Below are 16866 nucleotides of genomic sequence, written 5' to 3' on the forward strand. Positions count from 1 at the left end.
TAATTTATGACACGCCTACCGGCTGATTTTCATCCTGATCCACCGCGAAGCAGGCGATTTGCTGATCGCCATATTGCTTCAGTTTTGGCTGCAGCTGAACGCAGGTGCCAAAACGACGACGGCAGCGCGCGTTAAACGCACAGCCCGGCGGCGGATTGAGCGGGCTTGGCAACTCGCCCGTCAGTTTGATGCGCTCGCGGCGATCGTCCGGGTTGAGGCGTGGTGTCGCCGACAGCAGTGCTTGCGTGTAAGGATGACGCGGATTGCTGAAGATCGCCTCTTTGCTGCCCTTCTCAACGCAGCGGCCGAGATACATCACCATCACCTCATCGGCGATGTGTTCCACCACGGAGAGATCGTGCGAGATGAAGACGTAGGACAAACCTAAATCCTGCTGCAAATCCATCATCAGATTCAACACCTGCGCTCGCACCGACACGTCGAGCGCCGAGACCGGCTCATCGGCGATCAGCACATCAGGATCGAGCATCAAACCACGCGCGATAGCGATACGCTGACGCTGGCCGCCCGAGAACATGTGCGGATAGCGATCGTAATGCTCGGTTTTCAGGCCAACCTTCGCCATCATCTCCAGCGTTTTTTCCTTGCGCTCCGCTTTGGTCAGCGAGGTGTTGATCACCAGCGGCTCTTCCAGAATCTGGCTGATTTTCTTACGCGGATTGAGCGAGCCATACGGGTTCTGGAACACGATCTGAATTTTCTGGCGACGCAGTTTCTGCGCCTGCGGATCGTGTTTCAACAGATCCTGACCGTGCCAGAACAGCTGGCCTTCGGTCGGCGTTTCAATCATCGTCAGCAAGCGGCCCAGCGTGGATTTACCACAGCCGGATTCACCCACCACCGCCAGCGTTTTGCCGCGTTCGAGGTTGAACGAGACGCCATCCAGCGCTTTGACCAGACGTTCCTGGCCAAACAGACCTTTCTTCACCGGGTAGTGTTTTTTCAGGTCAATCGCCTGCAGCAGGTAATCCTGCTTATCGTTATCAAGACTCATAAGTCGGTCTCCCGGCATCATCCAGTGGGAAGTGACATTTGGCCTGGCGGCCAGGAATGTCGCGCAGCTCCGGCTCTTCGCGGCGGCAGCGATCGGTCACATACGGGCAGCGCGGATTTAACAGGCAGCCGGTTGGGCGGTCGTATTTACCCGGCACCACGCCAGGCAGCGAGGCCAGACGCGCTTTGTCCGCAGCAAACTCCGGCAGCGCGCGCAGCAAGGCTTGCGTGTAGGGATGACGCGGCGCTTTGAAGATATCCACCGCTTTACCGCTCTCCACCACTTGTCCGGCATACATCACGATGATGTGCTGAGCCGCTTCGGCCACCAGCGCCAGATCGTGGGTAATCAGGATCAGCGCCATATTCTCCTGCTTCTGCAACTCCAGCAGCAGTTCGATGATTTGCGCCTGAATGGTCACGTCGAGCGCGGTGGTCGGCTCATCGGCGATCAGCAGCTTCGGTTTGCAGGCAATCGCCATCGCGATCATTACGCGCTGGCTCATCCCGCCCGACAGCTGATGCGGATACACATCCAGGCGAGAAGCCGGGTCGGGAATGCCCACCTGATCGAGCAGATCAATCGCACGCTGACGACGGGTACGTTTGCTGCCGCCCTGATGCACCTTGAGCGCTTCCATGATCTGGAAACCCACGGTGTAGCAAGGGTTGAGGCTGGTCATCGGGTCCTGGAAGATCATCGCTACTTCGGCGCCCACCAACTGGCGGCGCTCTTTTTCGGAGATTTTCTGCAGGTCGCGCTGATTGAATTCCAGTTTCTCGGCCATCACGCGGCCAGGATAATCAATCAGGCCCATAATCGCCAGCGAACTGACCGATTTACCGGAACCGGATTCCCCGACGATGCCGACTACCTGGCCTTGCTCGACCTGATAGCTGATGCGGTCAACCGCACGGAACGGTGTTTTTTCGTCGCCGAAATGCACCGATAATTTGTCTACATTTAATAACGCCATCTCGGTGCCTCTTTACTGCTTGAGTTTCGGGTCGAGTGCATCACGCAAACCATCGCCCATGAGGTTGAATGCCAGAACCGTTAGCAGAATGGTCACTCCAGGGAATGTCACCACCCACCAGGCACTTTGCGCATACTGCAACACGTCGGAGAGCATGGTGCCCCACTCCGGCGTTGGCGGCTGCGCCCCCATACCGAGAAAGCCCAACGCCGCCATATCGAGGATGGCGTTGGAGAAACCTAATGATGCCTGCACGATCAGCGGTGCCAGGCAGTTAGGCAGAATATTGATGAACATCTGGCGCAGCGTACCGGCACCCGCCACGCTTGAGGCGGTAACGTAGTCGCGGTTAACTTCAACCAGCACCGCAGCACGCGTCAGACGGATATAGTGCGGCAAGGCGACGAAGGTAATCGCCAGCGAGGCATTAACGATCGACGGACCGAAGATTGCCACCAGCACCAATGCCAGCAGCAGGCTTGGCAGCGCCAGCATGATATCGACCACACGCATAATGATGGCGTCAACCACGCCGCCAAGGTAGCCGGCCATCAGGCCAAATATCACGCCGAGAATCAGCGACAGCACCACCACCATGCAGCCAACCAGCAGCGACAGGCGCGCGCCGTACATCAGGCGCGACAGCACATCGCGGCCCACGTCATCGGTACCGAGGATGTAGCTCCAGCTGCCACCTTCCTGCCAAACTGGCGGATGCAGCAAGGCATCACGGAATTGCTCAGCCGGTGCGTGCGGTGCCAGCACATCAGCAAAGATAGCGATTAACAGCATCAGAACGATGTAAATCAGGCCGATAACCGCGCCTTTGTTACGCCTGAAGTAGTGCCAGAATTCCTGCAACGGGGTCATCGGCTTGGGTGCAGCAGTTACGCTTGCGGGATCAACAGCAGACATGATTCCCCCTTATTTCTTATGACGGATACGTGGATTGACCACGCCGTACAACAGATCAACCAGCAGGTTGACCACGATGATCAGAATCGCCACCAGCAGCACGCCGCCCTGCACCACCGGATAATCACGGCGTTGCAGCGCTTCGATCAGCCAGCGACCGAGTCCCGGCCACGAGAAGATGGTTTCGGTCAGAATCGCACCGGCCAGCAGCGTACCAACCTGCAAACCAATCACGGTGACGACCGGCAGCATGGCGTTACGCAGCGCATGCACCACAATCACACGCATACGCGTCAGCCCTTTGGCGCGCGCGGTGCGGATGTAATCTTCACCCAGCACTTCCAGCATCGAGGAGCGCGTCATACGCACGATCACCGCCAGCGGAATGGTGCCGAGCACGATGGCCGGCAGAATCATGTGCATCACCGCATCTTTAAAATCGCCCTCTTCGCCCCACAGCAGCGTATCAATCAGCATAAATCCGGTGAGCGGATGACTGTCGTCAAGGAAGATGATGTCGCTGACGCGCCCGGAGACCGGCGTGAGGTTCCATTGCACCGAGACCAGCATGATCAGCATGATGCCCCACCAGAAAATCGGCATCGAGTAACCGGTGAGCGAGATGCCCACGGCAGTGTGATCGAAGATCGAGCCGCGTTTTACCGCGGCCAGCACACCAACAGGAATGCCGACAGCGACCGCGAACAACATGGCGCAGATGCCCAGTTCCAGCGTAGCTTTGAAGCGTGGTACGAATTCGTCCCAAACCGGGATACGGCTTTTCAGCGAGATGCCGAGGTCACCGTGTAAGACGCCGTTGATGTAGGTGATGTATTGCTTCCACATCGGCTGATCGAGGCCAAACTGCGCCATCAATTGCGCGTGACGTTCAGGAGAGATACCGCGTTCGCCGGCCATGATCAGTACCGGATCGCCGGGGATCAAGTGGACAAACGCGAAGGTCAATAACGTGATACCGATGAACGTTGGGATGACAAGGCCCAAACGTCGGAGTATGAATTGCAGCATAAGCCTGGTTCTCTGACATTTCCCACAGCGTTACCGCCGGGGACAACATTGCTCAACACTCGCAGCCAGCCGAAGGCGGACGCGACGCAAGAAGCGCTTCATTAGTAGAATTTGCCGGAAAAAAAGAGCGGAATACGGGCGGCGAAGGTGCCGCCCGAGGGCCAGCAATGCTGGCCCTGACCGCGATAATCCGAAAGGTTATTCCTGGATATCGACGTTTTCGAAGTGATGTTTACCTAATGGATCAACCACATAACCAGAGACTTTCTTACTCACTGGCTCGTAGACGGTTGAGTGAGCGATGATCAGCGCTGGAGCCTGGTCATGCATCACTACCTGAGCCTGTTTGTACAGTTCAATACGTTTGTTGTGATCGGCTTCAGCACGGGCTGGCTGAATCAGATCTTCAAACGGCTTGTAGCACCAACGTGAGTAGTTAGAACCGTCTTTCGCCGCTGCACAACTGAACAGCGTGGCGAAGAAGTTATCCGGATCCCCATTATCACCGGTCCAGCCCATCATCACGGTCTGGTGTTCACCGGCTTTCGCCCGTTTCAGGTACTCGCCCCATTCGAAGGTGACGATTTTGGCTTTCACGCCAATTTTCGCCCAGTCAGCCTGAACCATTTCCGCCATGCGACGTGCGTTCGGGTTGTATGGACGCTGAACCGGCATTGCCCACAGGTCGATGGAGAAACCATCAGCCATGCCTGCTTCTTTCAGCAGCGCTTTGGCTTTCTCAGGATCGTAAGCGTAATCTTTGATGTCGTCGTTGTAGCCCCACATGGTGGGTGGGATCAGGTTTTTCGCGGCCTGGCCAGCGCCCTGATAAACGGCATCAATGATGGCTTGTTTGTTCACCGCCATGGTCAGTGCCTGACGCACCTTCACGTTATCCAGCGGCTTTTTCTCGGTGTTGAACGACAGGTAACCGACGTTCAAACCAGGCTGTTCCATCAGGTTAATTTTGTCGTCTTTCTTCATGCTGGCGATGTCGGCCGGGTTCGGGTACGGCATGACCTGGCACTCGCCTTTCTGCAGTTTCGCATAACGCACAGAGGCGTCTGGCGTGATGGAGAACACTAAGCGATCAATCTTCGGCTTGGTGCCCCAGAAGTCTGGGTTAGCTTTATACAGAATGCGCGAGTCTTTCTGATACTGCTGCAGTACAAACGGACCGGTGCCCACTGGATTGAGGTCCAGCTTCTCAGGCGTGCCCGCTTTCAGCATATTGTCGGCGTACTCTTTTGACAGAATTGAGGCGAAGTCCATGCCGAGGTCAGCAATGAACGGCGCTTCTGGACGAGTCAGCGTGAAGCGTACGGTGTAATCGTCAACTTTTTCGATTTTGGCGATCAGCTTAGGCATGTCCATGCCTTCGAAGTATTCGTAGCTGCCGCCAGAAACACCGTGATATTTGTTGTTTTTGTCGAGCTGACGCTCGAAGGAGAACACGACGTCATCGGCATTGAAGGTGCGGGTTGGCTTGAAGTCTTTGGTGGTTTGCCACTTCACGCCCTGACGCAGGTGGAAGGTATAAGTTTTACCGTCCGCGCTGACATCCCATTTTTCTGCCAGACCTGGCTGCAGCTCGGTGGTACCGGTTTTGAACTCAACCAGTCGGTTGTAGATCGGTACCGAGCTTGCGTCGTAGGTGGTGCCCGATGTGAAGAGCTGCGGGTTGAAGCCTTCCGGCGAACCTTCTGAACAATAAACGAGGGTTTTCGCCTGGACACCAGCGGCAACGGTCATAGCAATCAGGCTGAGACCGACCTTCAGCATCCTGGATTTAGCCAGGGAGTTGATCATGTTTTGCTCCATTGTGATGTGATGTTGTGTGCGTCGCCCGACCTCTGATTTTTTTATGCGGTTCGGGCAGGTCAATTAAGAGTAAGCAAAATGTGAGCGGTTATTTTTTTGTGCTGGCACCGTGGAATCTGTCAGACACGTCCTTCTCTACATTTTATTGACGCATCAATTTGTCAACAGTTGCAATGAACGTCAATACAGTGTGGGGTTATTTACATAGAGTGTGACTAAGTGCAAGCAACGATAAAAAACACCCTTCACAGCCTAAGCCAAAATTAAAAAAGGTGATAAAGCGCTCAATGCCGCGTGATTATCTGGCTATGTAGTCAAATAGCAGTGATTATCACCGCTAAAAAACACACAAAACTTATTGGTAAATGTTGAATATCTGAACGATTCTGCGTGCGTTATGACGTTCAGGCAGCGGAATGTGCTAGGGAAATGGCATAAGAAATCAGCATGATGCATAAACCGGTCATAAGAAGAATGTTTCGCGAATTAAGCCTGTTGGTTTGATTTGGCAAGGGATGCAGAGAGTAAACTGGGGATATTACTGGTTATTATTGGTTTGACGCGCGGAAGGGTTAAATAGACGGGTTTTGCTGTTCGCTCGGTGCGTTGCTCAGGAAAGGCGGCTCGAACGCAAAGTCGGCGTGAATACGTCCCTGTAGCCTCGACCGCCGCATCCCTGCGGCGGACGCTTTGCTAACCGAGCCGCCTTCCCATCGCCAGGTTGGCTTCTGTTTTGCTGTTAAAAAAATGCAGAGGAGTTTGAAGAAGGATGGAATACAGGGCCGCGGAGTAAAGCTTCCGGCGCAGGGATGCGCCGGCAGAGCCCACAGGGATGTGTCCACGGCGACTTTACGGAGCGGCCCTGTATTTCAGCCTGATCGGCACAAGACCCAACAAATTACAGACGAAAAAAAACCTGCTTATAAAAGCAGGTTTCTTCAAAGATGGTCGGCGAGAGAGGATTCGAACCTCCGACCCACTGGTCCCAAACCAGTTGCGCTACCAAGCTGCGCTACTCGCCGATGGGGGCGCATATTACTGCGCTGCTAAAAAAGCGTCAATGCCTTTTACCGAAAACCCAACTGATCGCCTGGAAAGCAAGCAGCGGTCAACAACCCCAAAAAATCACAGCGCTTTAGCAGGCGCGGCCGCAGGTGCTGAACACCAGTTGTTTGCGTCTTTAATTCCGCCGTCCGGCGAGGTGTAGCCGAGGCAACCCATGATGGTGTCGAACAGCTCAAAATGACGGTGGGTTTTACCCACGCGCTGCTGGGCCTGTAAACGTTCGAAGTTGCTGCGGTTGGTTGGATCTTCAAGATACTTATCAGAAGCCCACACCATCATCGGTACACGGAACTGCTCCGGTGGCGCCATCTCGCGCGGCGTACCGTGCAAGTGCATATTCTCGCTGATTGATTCACCGTGATCGGAGGCGTAGAACACAATCGCCTTCTTATCACGCAACTGATCGAGCACGCTATCCAGCATGGTATCAACGTATAAAATCGAGTTGTCGTAGGCGTTAATCAACTGCGCTTTACTGCACTTCTCATCAACGCCCATGCACTCCGGCTGATAGCGCGCGAAGTCTCGCGGGTAACGCTGAGAATAAAGGTAGTGCGAGCCTTTGGTGTGCAGAATCACCACGTGCTTGCCTTTCGGGAAGCGCTGTAACGATGCCTGCAACTCCGGCACTAACAGCATGTCATCGACCGCTTTGCCCTGATTACGCTTCTCTGAACCAATCTGCTCACGGAACGAGAAGTTATTGGTGTCAGCGTTATCGTAGAACCACACTTCGCTCTGCATCGCGAACAGCTCAGACGTGAAGCCCAGCTCTTTCAACACGGCGAAAACATTTTGTTCTTTCAACGTGCGGCCCGGATTATCCATGGTGCCGCCTTCGCGCACGAACATGCAGCGCAGCGACAGCTTGGTGGCGGTATCACAAGATTCACCACGGAACGCGACCAGGTTCTTCTCTTTCGACAGCTTCGGCGTGGTATCACGATCGTAGCCGAGCATGCCCATGTGATCCCAGCGCGTGGTTTCGCCAATCACAAACACCATATAGGTATCGTCGATGCCCGCAGGCGCGACGTAAGTAAACTCTTTTGCCGGATCGAGTAACTTCTGGCCATCCCACTCTTCATCAACTTTGGTCCAGGCGAACAGGCCCAGCGCGGCAATCCAGTTGGATGGCAGATACGAGTGCGCCACCACGCCGCCATAGCTCGGCAAATCGATGTTGGTGATCTCTTCATTCACCTTCTGCAGCTTGTCGAAATAGCGAATCGGCAGCCAGACCAGCGCCACGCTCAGCAGCATAACGGCTACCGGCTTAAGACGTTGGCCAGGCGTTTTAAGTTGTTCAATCAGTGTCTGGCTAAGCTTATTGCGCCAGATAAGCAGCAGCGGCAACGCACTCACCAGCACCATCCACAGCACGAAATGCAGACCAATCACTTCTTTAGAGAGATCGATATCGGTGGTCATCACCGAGGCGATAATGCCGTAGCCAATCACCACGTTGAAGAACGCCATGTAATAAGCGGCGGCAACAGAGATGATCACGGTGAGTGTGGCGAGAATGCGGTAAACCCATTTGCCGCCCAGCGACAGCAAGCGCATCAGGAAGAAAGTCAGCAGTACCGCTGCCATAACTTCCGCCGCTGCAGAGAGCCAGTTAGAGATATTGGATTTCGATAAGAAGCCGTCAAAGCGGCGATAAAATATCGGTAAATTCAGTAAGATACCGAGATATAACGCAAGCAGCAGAGACAGCTTTTGCTGCGTTAAACTTTTAATATAATTCATGAAAATTTTCTATTCCCGACCTGGTGTCGTTGTATCAACCGTTATGTGACTGTTTAAAGACAGCAGAGTTCGCTAAACCGCAGTAAAAGCGTGACGCAAGATGCAGGATCGGGACGATTCCGACTGGCGAAAGGGCGATGGCGCGAAGCCGAGCAGTAGAACATTTAACCAATGGTAAGACCAGATAAATTTTCTAATCGAACCGGTTAGCGTTTTATTCAGATGTGAAAAAGGCTCCCGCAGGAGCCTGTTATCGTGAACAACATCAATTAGTTGATGATGTTCAGCGTCACGTCGATATTGCCACGCGTTGCGTTTGAGTATGGGCAAACGATGTGTGCCGCATCCACCAGCTTCTGCGCTTCAGCTGCATCCATCTCTGGCAGATGAATATTCAGTTTGGCTTCAATACCGAAACCGTTCGGGATTGGGCCAATGCCAACTTCGCCTTCAATCCACGCATCTTTCGGCATCGAAATCTTGTCGCGGCCAGCCACAAACTTCATCGCTCCGAGGAAACACGCTGAATAACCTGCAGCAAACAGCTGCTCTGGGTTAGTCACTTCGCCGCCTGCGCCGCCCATCTCTTTTGGCACGCCCAGTTTTACATCCAGTACGTTGTCGGAAGAAGTAGCACGACCATCACGACCGCCGGTAGCTTTAGCTTTTGCAGTGTAAACAACTTTTTCTAAAGACATAATAACCTCATTAATTCGCTATATAATCGCGCACTACTTATTATGCGCAAACCTGAACGTCATCTTTTGGGTTGTCGGGACAGCGACTTCCCCTGTTTATTAATTGGCGCGGTAAAGGCTATCGCGCAACTCGTCTAACTGAGCTTTCAGAGATGCCATCACCTGGTCATCGCAGGCTGTTGCGCACTGAATGGCTTCCGGAATACTTTCTGCTTTGTCACGCAACGCACGACCTTCATCGGTCAGCGTTACCACAACCTGACGCTCATCCTGACGGGAACGCTGGCGATGCAATAAACCCGCGCTCTCCAGACGTTTCAACAGCGGCGTCAGCGTAGCTGAATCAAGAAACAGCTGCTCGCCAATCTCAGAGACCGTCACATCGTCCTGACTCCACAGCACCAGCATCACCAGATATTGCGGATAGGTAATCTCCAGCTTTGATAGCAGCTGGCGATAGACTTTGTGCATCGCGAGATTCGCCGAATACAGTGCAAAGCAGAGCTGCTGATCTAACTGAAGTGGCGCCTGCTTCACTTTTTTGTCATCTTGATTACTGTTCATGGGTTTCAATATAAATAGCGCGCTAGATAATTGCAAGCGACTTTTCTCTGGGAGAGTGAAATATGCGAGATTCACTGGAAGAGCAAGCGCGCCGTTATGCCACTGAGGCGCATGCCGCTGCGGGTCAACGTCGCAAATACACTGACGAGCCTTACATTGTGCATCCGGCTGCCGTCGCCGAATTAGTGCGTAGCGTTACCGATGATGAACAGATGATTGCCGCCGCCTGGCTGCATGACACGGTAGAAGACACGCCCAGCACCATTGACGATATCGAACGCCATTTCGGCCCGCGCGTGGCGGAACTGGTGGACCAGCTCACCGACAGCGCGCAGCCTGCGGCAAAAAACCGCGCCGCACGCAAGCTGGCGCATTTTCGCCACACCGCCGATGCCTCGCCCCAAGCGCAAACCATCAAGCTGGCCGACATCATCGACAACACCCGCGCCATCGTGCAGTACGATGCCGACTTTGCGCGCGTCTATCTGGTGGAAAAGCAAATTCAGATTCAGCTGTTACGCCAGGGCGATAGCCATCTTTGGCGGCAGGCAGAGCAGACCATCAAACAAGGGCTTGCGCAGTTAGCGCAACCGCCGTACAGCGTGCCGGAGAGCTGGTTCGTTAAACAGGCAGCAAAGTATGGCGCCATAAATTAAAAAACCCGCCATCAAGGCGGGTTGGATCATCCCCAAAAAGGGATTACTCCAGCAGCTGGCGCCCTAAATAAGGGTTGGCCTGCAACAACTTCATCAATTTACGCGCCGTAGCGGAAGGACGTGTACGTTGCGCCTCCCAGCTTTTCACTGACGAAACGCTGACACCCATCACACGGGCAAATTCGTCAACCTGCATGCCGGTCATCTCGCGCAAACGCTGCGGCTCGGGAACTGTAGTCTGATTGATTGAAATTTCTGATACGGATGGCTTCGCGTCACGTGTCAAAACAATCTGCTCAAGGCTGCTGAGCAACTCGACCATGGGATCTTTTAATTCCATAGAGAACTCCTTAAAAACTCACTATGAAGCACGTGAAAGTAGAGAGGTAAGCGCCACCAGGCGCTGAAACCGGACGATCAGGCTGTATCCCGAAGCGGTTTCGCATAGTTATTATCAAACCGATGCGGGACACAGCCTGTTGAGCACTGCAAAAGATGTCAGGGCAATGCAACAATAGTTCGGGTTTCTAAGTATGGGACATATCCCCGACTTTGCTGCCAGATTCCTGATTATTTTTTATTCTTTCTTATGCCACTTTTGGGTCGATCACCATAAGCAATTGACCTGCCTGCACTTGCTGCCCAGACTGCCGCGTCAGACTATGGATTTTTCCACTGACGGGCGCGACGATCGGGATTTCCATCTTCATTGATTCGAGAATGCCGACCGTGGCCCCCGCACTGATTTGACTGCCTTCCTCCACCAACCATTGCCACACGCTGCCCGCCACCTGGCTTTCAACGGGATGACAACCGGCTGGCACCACACTCTCTTCGCTGCTCTGCGCTTGCAGCTGGCTATCGAAGGTAAACTGCCCTTCCGCTCGCCAGCACGCTAACTCCTCATCAAACGCCTGCTGGCGCTGCTGCTGGAAGGCATCAATCTCCTGCGCGTGCTGCGTCAGCATCGCCTGATACTCGGCGAGGCGGAATTCACCCTGTTCCACGCGTAGCGGATAATCGCCCCACGGGAAACGCTCACGAATCTGCAGCAACTCGTCGGCATCTACCGGATAAAAGCGTATTTGATCGAAGAAGCGCAGTAACCAGGGCTGGGTAAACGCAGCTGTAGGGCGATCGCGGTTCCACATCTGCATAGTGCGTCCAACAAACTGATAGCCGCCCGGCCCTTCCATGCCGTACACGCACATATAAGCGCCACCGATACCGACTGAATTTTCCGCCGTCCAGGTGCGCGCCGGATTGTATTTGGTGGTCACCAGGCGATGGCGCGGATCGAGTGGCGTAGCCACCGGCGCACCGAGATAGACATCGCCCAATCCCATTACCAAATAAGAGGCGCTAAATACGATCTCTTTTACCGACTCAATGCTATCCAGCCCATTGATGCGGCGAATAAATTCAATATTGCTTGGGCACCACGGCGCATTCGGTCTGACGGATTGGTCGTAGCGCACAATCGCTTCACGACAGGCCGCATCATCCCAGCTAAGTGGCAGCCAGACGGTGCGCGCAGGCACGGCCGCATCGGCCAGGCTACCCAATGCTAAATCAGCGTGCAATATTTGCGCCACTCGCTCACTTCTGCCACACATTTGTTCGTCATAATGAATTTGTAGCGAGCGGATGCCAGGCGTCAATTCCAGTTGCCCCGGCAGCGGATGCGCTTCCAGCCATTGCATCAGCGCATGCACGCGAAAACGCAACGCGATATCCAGTTGCAAATCGCCATATTCCACCAGCAAAAAACGGTCGCCCGCCGCCCGAATACAGAGCGAAGGACGTTGCTCCGTTGCCGCATGATGGTGCAGAACCGGATCAATTAAGGGTAGCGCCGCGTTCACTGTAATCGGTTGAGATTGCAGTTTGATGATCTCGTCACGCTGCGCCTGCGCCAGTTGATCGGCGGTGGCAAGTTCGATCGGCTGGAACTGGACGCGATCGCCAGCTTTCAGCTGCCCCAGCTTCCACAGATCGGCTTCAATCACCGTTGCCGGACAAACAAATCCTCCCAGCGATGGGCCATCCGGGCCGAGGATCACCGGCATATCGCCGGTAAAATCCACCGCGCCGAAGGCGTACGCATTGTCGTGGATGTTCGAGGGATGCATGCCCGCTTCGCCGCCATCGCTGCGTGCCCAGGTCGGTTTGGGGCCGATCAGGCGAATGCCGGTGCGGCTGGAGTTGTAGTGCACTTGCCACTCAGCGGCAAAAAATTCCGCGATGTCATCATCGGTGAAGAAGGTTGGCGCGCCATGCGGACCGTAAATCACCCGCAGCTGCCAGCTGCCGTTCAGTGACGGCAGCAAATTATCCGGCAAGCTGGCCGCTGTCAGCACCTGCGGCGCGGCGAGATGCAGTACATCACCGGCGCGCAGCGCGCGTCCGGCATGACCACCAAATTTGCCGAGAGTGAAAGTGCTGCGGCTACCCAGATAGCGCGGCGTATCGAGGCCACCGGCCAGCAGCAAATAGCTGCGGCTGCCGTCTCGTACTTCGCCGAGCGTCAGCGTTTGCCCGGCCTGCGCCGTCAGCCGCTGATGCATCGGTATCGTTTGTTGATCAAGCTGCGCGGCAATCGGCGCGCCGGTCAGGACAAAACTGCAGGCCTGGTTGAAGCGCAGCGTCGGGCCACGCAAGGTGATCTCCAGCCCGGCGGCCTGCGCATCATTGTCTAACAGGCGATTACCCAGCTGGAACGCGCGGCTGTCGAACGGACCGGAAGGCGGCACGCCAACATGCCAATAACCGATGCGGCCCGGCGCATCTTGCACTGTGGTTAAGGTGCCGCCGCTGAGAATATCCAGCGTTGGCGGCTGCCACTGCAGGGTGCCGAGCGTGGCGGTGATGATGCGTCCCTGCTGCACGTCCGGCAGCGTGCACAGCTGGCGCAGCCATAGCAAATTGGTTTCGATGCCGTACAGTTCGGTGGCGGATAGCGCCTGCGCCATGCTGCCTAGCGCGCTGGCACGGTCTGCGGCATGTACAATAAGTTTCGCCAGCATCGGATCGTAAAATGGCGAAACCTCCATGCCGCTCTCAACGCTGCTGTCGATGCGCAGCGTAGCGCCCTCAATCGTAGTCGGGAACTGCACATGGCTGAGCAATCCCGCGCTGGGCTGGAACTGCTTAGCCGGATCTTCGGCGTAAAGCCGTACCTGAATGGCGTGACCTTGCACCACCGGCTGCAAATCGGCCAGCGGCGGCAATCTTTGCTGCGCCAGTTCTACCATCCAGCGCACCAGATCAACGCCATACACCATTTCGGTGACGCCATGTTCCACCTGCAAGCGCGTGTTCACTTCGAGGAACCAGAACTGCTGGCTGGCATCGTCATAAACATATTCCACCGTGCCCGCGCTGCGATAGTTCACCGCCCGCGCCAGCCTTACGGCGGTGGCCTGCAACTGCGCGCGCACCGCAGCGCTCAAGCCCGGTGCGGGCGTCTCTTCCAGTACCTTTTGATTGCGGCGCTGGGCCGAGCAATCACGCTCGCCAAGCGCGATGACTTCACCTGCGCCGTCGCCAAAAATCTGCACTTCGATATGGCGCGCACGCGCAATAAACTTCTCTAAAAACACGCCATCGTCGGCGAAGTTGTTGCCCGCCAGGCGCTTCACGCGGGTAAATGCCGCGTCGAGCTGTTCGGCATCGTCGCAGCGCTGCATGCCAATGCCGCCGCCGCCCGCGGTGCTTTTCAACATGACCGGATAGCCAATCTGCGCCGCCATCTGCTGCGCCTCGGCCAGCGAAGCCAGTAAGCCGCTGCCCGGCAGCAGCGGCACATTATTCTGTTCAGCCAGCGCACGCGCGCTGTGTTTCAGGCCAAAGGCTGCCATCTGCTCGGCGCGCGGCCCAAGAAAATGCACGCCCGCCGCTTCGCAGCGCGTGACAAACTCCGGATTTTCACTGAGAAAACCGTAGCCGGGATGCAGCGCCTGCGCGCCACTCTGCGCGGCTATCGCCAGCAGTTTATCCTGATTGAGATAAGTGTCTCGCACCTGACCTTCACCGAGCGACCAGGCTTCATCCGCCAGACGCACATGGCGCGCATGACGGTCGGCTTCGGCGTATACGGCAATCGCCCGGATATTCATGGCTTGCAGGGTTCGAATAATGCGCACGGCAATCGCGCCACGGTTGGCAATTAATACGCGATCAATCATGACTGAATACTCTCGTTGCGGCAGGTCGTCCTGCGTAGCATTGACGGCAGAAAACGGGTCGTCCCGTTGCGTCAGAGAATCACCACACGCTGACTAAAATCGGCGTTGGGTTGTAACCGTTGCAGGGATTGTTGAGCTGCGGGCAATTGGAGATCAGCACCAGCACGTTGATGTGCACCAGCATCTCGACATATTTGCCCGGCGCAGAAATGCCGTCGGCAAAGGTCAATCCGCCATCCTGCGTCACCGGCACGTTCATGAAAAAGTTGATGTTGTGGGTGATGTCGCGGCGCGTCAGGCCAAACTCCGGCTGTTCCGCCACCGCCAGCATCCAGCTATCGCGGCACGAATGCATATGGCGCTTCTCCAGGTCATAGCGCACCGTGTTGCTCTCGCACGAACAAGCGCCGCCGAGCGTGTCGTGACGGCCGCAGGTATCGGCAGTGATGGTCAGCATTGGGCGATCAAAGTTCGAGCGCAGCACGCTGCCGGCCGTCAGAAACACATTGTTCTGCCCGCGCAGCGTGTCGCTCATGCTGTAGCGTTCGGCGGTGTCCTCAGCATTGAAAAACAGCGTATCGGCGGCTTGATTGCCTTCAAGATCGGTGATGCGTAGCGTTTGGCCCGCCTCGATGCGCTGCAGCCAGTAATCACCGGCATCAATTTGCTGCTGGAAGCGCGCTTCGACTGGATTGCGCTGACTTTCAATGATCATCACATTTCTCCTTGCAGTTGATACAGCGCGTTATTGCGCAGACCGCGCTGATTCTCGTCGCGCTCGAGACACATCGCCGGCAGCGGCGCGTGTTGCGCATCCAGTTCGATCTGCACCGGCTGGCGCGGATAATCCTGCGATGCGCTGAGCGGATGCGGGCAAGTGTGCAGCAGCACCAGCGTGTCCATCGCGAAACGTAAACGCACGCTGGCACCCGCCGCGCCCTGACGTTCCAGCTGCAAAGTGCCACTGTCGTCGGCGCGCACCTGCGCAAACAGATTGAGGCAGGACGCCATATCGCGCTGGCCGAGCCCATTTTTAGCCAGCTCGACGAGAAAACTGTCGTAGCCATTTTGATGGCGCAGATTGCGCGCCTGCTGATAGGTGCTGGCACCAAAACGCGCGGCGGTTTGTGCGGCATTCAGCGTGCCGCACACGCTTTCGTGCCAGCCGAAGCTGTCGTGTTCGATGCCGCAGAAAATACGTCCCATATCTGAATAGAGACAATGACCGGCGGTGAGGCGGAAAGTGTGCTGGCACTTCAGGGTGTCGGGCGCGTTATAGCGCTCCAGCAGGTTTTCCGGGTTGTAAAACAGCAGGCCGACGTTGGCGCCACCTTCGACATCGGTGAGGGTCAGCGCACTGCCGCTGCGCATCATCAGCGACCAGTGTGCGCCGCTCGGCAACAAGGTTTGATAAGGCTTCATGGTTTTCTCCTTTAGGCGACCTGCGGTTCGGATGGCTGTGCGCGATCCAGCGGCAGATCGTAAGTGATGGTCGCGCCCCAGGCTTCAGGCGCGTGCGGATCGTGGCGCAGCTTGTCGAACACCAGCAGACGCGATGCAAGGCTAAATCCCTCTTTCAAATCGTGGGTGATCATGAAAATGGTCAGGTTATGCTGCTGCCACAAACGGGTGATCAGCTGGTGCATCTCGCTACGGATGCCGGGATCGAGTGCGCCGAAGGGTTCATCGAGCAGCAAAATGCGCGGCTGCTTCATCAACGCCTGCGCCAGCGCCAGACGCTGCTGCATGCCGCCCGACAGCTGATGCGGATATTTATTCTGTGCCTGTTCAAGCCCGACCTGCGCCAGCATGGCCTGCGCGCGCTGGCGAATCGCCTGGCGTTTCTTTCCCCACACGCGGCCCAGCCAACGCGCACTGCTGAACTCGCCGCCCAGCATCACGTTGCCCAGCACCGTCAGATGCGGAAACACGGAATAACGCTGAAACACCACGCCGCGATGCGCATCCGGTTCGTCGGGGATAGGTTCGCCATCCAGTAACAGCTGGCCTTTGCTGGGCGCTTCAGTGCCGAGCAGCATATTCAGGAAGGTGGTTTTGCCGCAGCCGGATGCACCGACAATCGCCACAAACTCGCCCTCTTCAACCTCGATATTGAGGCGCTCCAGCACCACTTGCTGACCGTAATGTTTCTCAAGGTTTTTCAGTTGCAGTAATGACATCGCTCGCC

14 protein-coding genes and 1 tRNA gene are annotated in these 16866 nt (G+C 55.8%); 1 reads left to right on the top strand and 14 read right to left on the bottom strand.

Features of this window, described 5'->3' with window-relative positions; all coding sequences use genetic code 11:
- Positions 1–4: 4 nt before the first annotated feature.
- The 9 genes from dppF to Q3H59_RS19630 all read right to left on the bottom strand — a co-directional run bounded on the left by dppF (position 5) and on the right by Q3H59_RS19630 (position 9835).
- Positions 5–1015 carry a dipeptide ABC transporter ATP-binding subunit DppF gene (gene dppF, locus Q3H59_RS19590; protein WP_137384884.1) on the bottom strand — a complete coding sequence of 337 codons (1011 nt, stop codon included), beginning with the start codon at positions 1013–1015 and terminating at the stop codon, positions 5–7.
- On the bottom strand, positions 1005–1991 hold the full coding sequence (dppD, locus tag Q3H59_RS19595; protein WP_008104610.1) for a dipeptide ABC transporter ATP-binding protein: 987 nt from the start codon (positions 1989–1991) through the stop codon (positions 1005–1007). Before dppD ends, dppF begins: the two co-directional genes overlap by 11 nt.
- Positions 1992–2003: 12 nt before the next feature.
- Positions 2004–2906, bottom strand: coding sequence for a dipeptide ABC transporter permease DppC (gene dppC / locus Q3H59_RS19600; protein ID WP_101763802.1), 903 nt, complete (start codon positions 2904–2906; stop codon positions 2004–2006).
- A 9-nt stretch (positions 2907–2915) separates the two neighbouring features.
- Positions 2916–3935 carry a dipeptide ABC transporter permease DppB gene (gene dppB, locus Q3H59_RS19605; RefSeq protein ID WP_101763803.1) on the bottom strand — a complete coding sequence of 340 codons (1020 nt, stop codon included), beginning with the start codon at positions 3933–3935 and terminating at the stop codon, positions 2916–2918.
- A gap of 198 nt (positions 3936–4133) precedes the next feature.
- The gene (dppA, locus tag Q3H59_RS19610; RefSeq protein WP_137384883.1) at positions 4134–5744 is read right to left on the bottom strand and encodes a dipeptide ABC transporter periplasmic-binding protein DppA; all 1611 of its coding nucleotides are present in this window, start codon (positions 5742–5744) and stop codon (positions 4134–4136) included.
- Positions 5745–6701: 957 nt separating this feature from the next.
- Positions 6702–6778, bottom strand: a tRNA-Pro gene (locus Q3H59_RS19615).
- Positions 6779–6881: 103 nt separating this feature from the next.
- A complete protein-coding gene (gene eptB, locus Q3H59_RS19620) occupies positions 6882–8573 on the bottom strand; it encodes a kdo(2)-lipid A phosphoethanolamine 7''-transferase (protein ID WP_309836467.1) in 1692 nt (563 codons plus the stop codon).
- Between the two features lie 269 nt (positions 8574–8842).
- On the bottom strand, positions 8843–9271 hold the full coding sequence (locus Q3H59_RS19625) for an organic hydroperoxide resistance protein (RefSeq protein ID WP_101763806.1): 429 nt from the start codon (positions 9269–9271) through the stop codon (positions 8843–8845).
- A 99-nt stretch (positions 9272–9370) separates the two neighbouring features.
- Positions 9371–9835, bottom strand: coding sequence for a MarR family winged helix-turn-helix transcriptional regulator (locus Q3H59_RS19630; protein ID WP_101763807.1), 465 nt, complete (start codon positions 9833–9835; stop codon positions 9371–9373).
- Between the two features lie 62 nt (positions 9836–9897).
- Here Q3H59_RS19630 and Q3H59_RS19635 point away from each other — a divergent pair, with 62 nt between their 5' ends.
- Positions 9898–10491, top strand: a complete 594-nt coding sequence (locus Q3H59_RS19635; protein WP_110867889.1) for an HD domain-containing protein — start codon at positions 9898–9900, stop codon at positions 10489–10491.
- 43 nt (positions 10492–10534) lie between these two features.
- Here Q3H59_RS19635 and Q3H59_RS19640 read toward each other — a convergent pair whose 3' ends face one another.
- The 5 genes from Q3H59_RS19640 to Q3H59_RS19660 all read right to left on the bottom strand — a co-directional run bounded on the left by Q3H59_RS19640 (position 10535) and on the right by Q3H59_RS19660 (position 16858).
- The gene (locus Q3H59_RS19640) at positions 10535–10831 is read right to left on the bottom strand and encodes an HTH-type transcriptional regulator (protein WP_008104629.1); all 297 of its coding nucleotides are present in this window, start codon (positions 10829–10831) and stop codon (positions 10535–10537) included.
- Between the two features lie 247 nt (positions 10832–11078).
- Positions 11079–14678 carry an urea carboxylase gene (gene uca / locus Q3H59_RS19645; RefSeq protein WP_309836472.1) on the bottom strand — a complete coding sequence of 1200 codons (3600 nt, stop codon included), beginning with the start codon at positions 14676–14678 and terminating at the stop codon, positions 11079–11081.
- A gap of 79 nt (positions 14679–14757) precedes the next feature.
- Complete coding sequence (locus tag Q3H59_RS19650; protein WP_309836473.1) at positions 14758–15393, bottom strand: urea amidolyase associated protein UAAP2; 636 nt, start codon at positions 15391–15393, stop codon at positions 14758–14760.
- Complete coding sequence (locus Q3H59_RS19655; protein WP_309836475.1) at positions 15393–16100, bottom strand: urea amidolyase associated protein UAAP1; 708 nt, start codon at positions 16098–16100, stop codon at positions 15393–15395. Before Q3H59_RS19655 ends, Q3H59_RS19650 begins: the two co-directional genes overlap by 1 nt.
- A gap of 11 nt (positions 16101–16111) precedes the next feature.
- Positions 16112–16858 (bottom strand): ABC transporter ATP-binding protein, encoded by a 747-nt coding sequence (locus Q3H59_RS19660; protein ID WP_309836478.1) that lies wholly within the window; start codon positions 16856–16858, stop codon positions 16112–16114.
- Positions 16859–16866: the final 8 nt, after the last annotated feature.

Origin of the sequence: Pantoea sp. SORGH_AS_0659 (genome assembly GCF_031453915.1) — a bacterium.
Classification (GTDB): domain Bacteria; phylum Pseudomonadota; class Gammaproteobacteria; order Enterobacterales; family Enterobacteriaceae; genus Pantoea; species Pantoea leporis.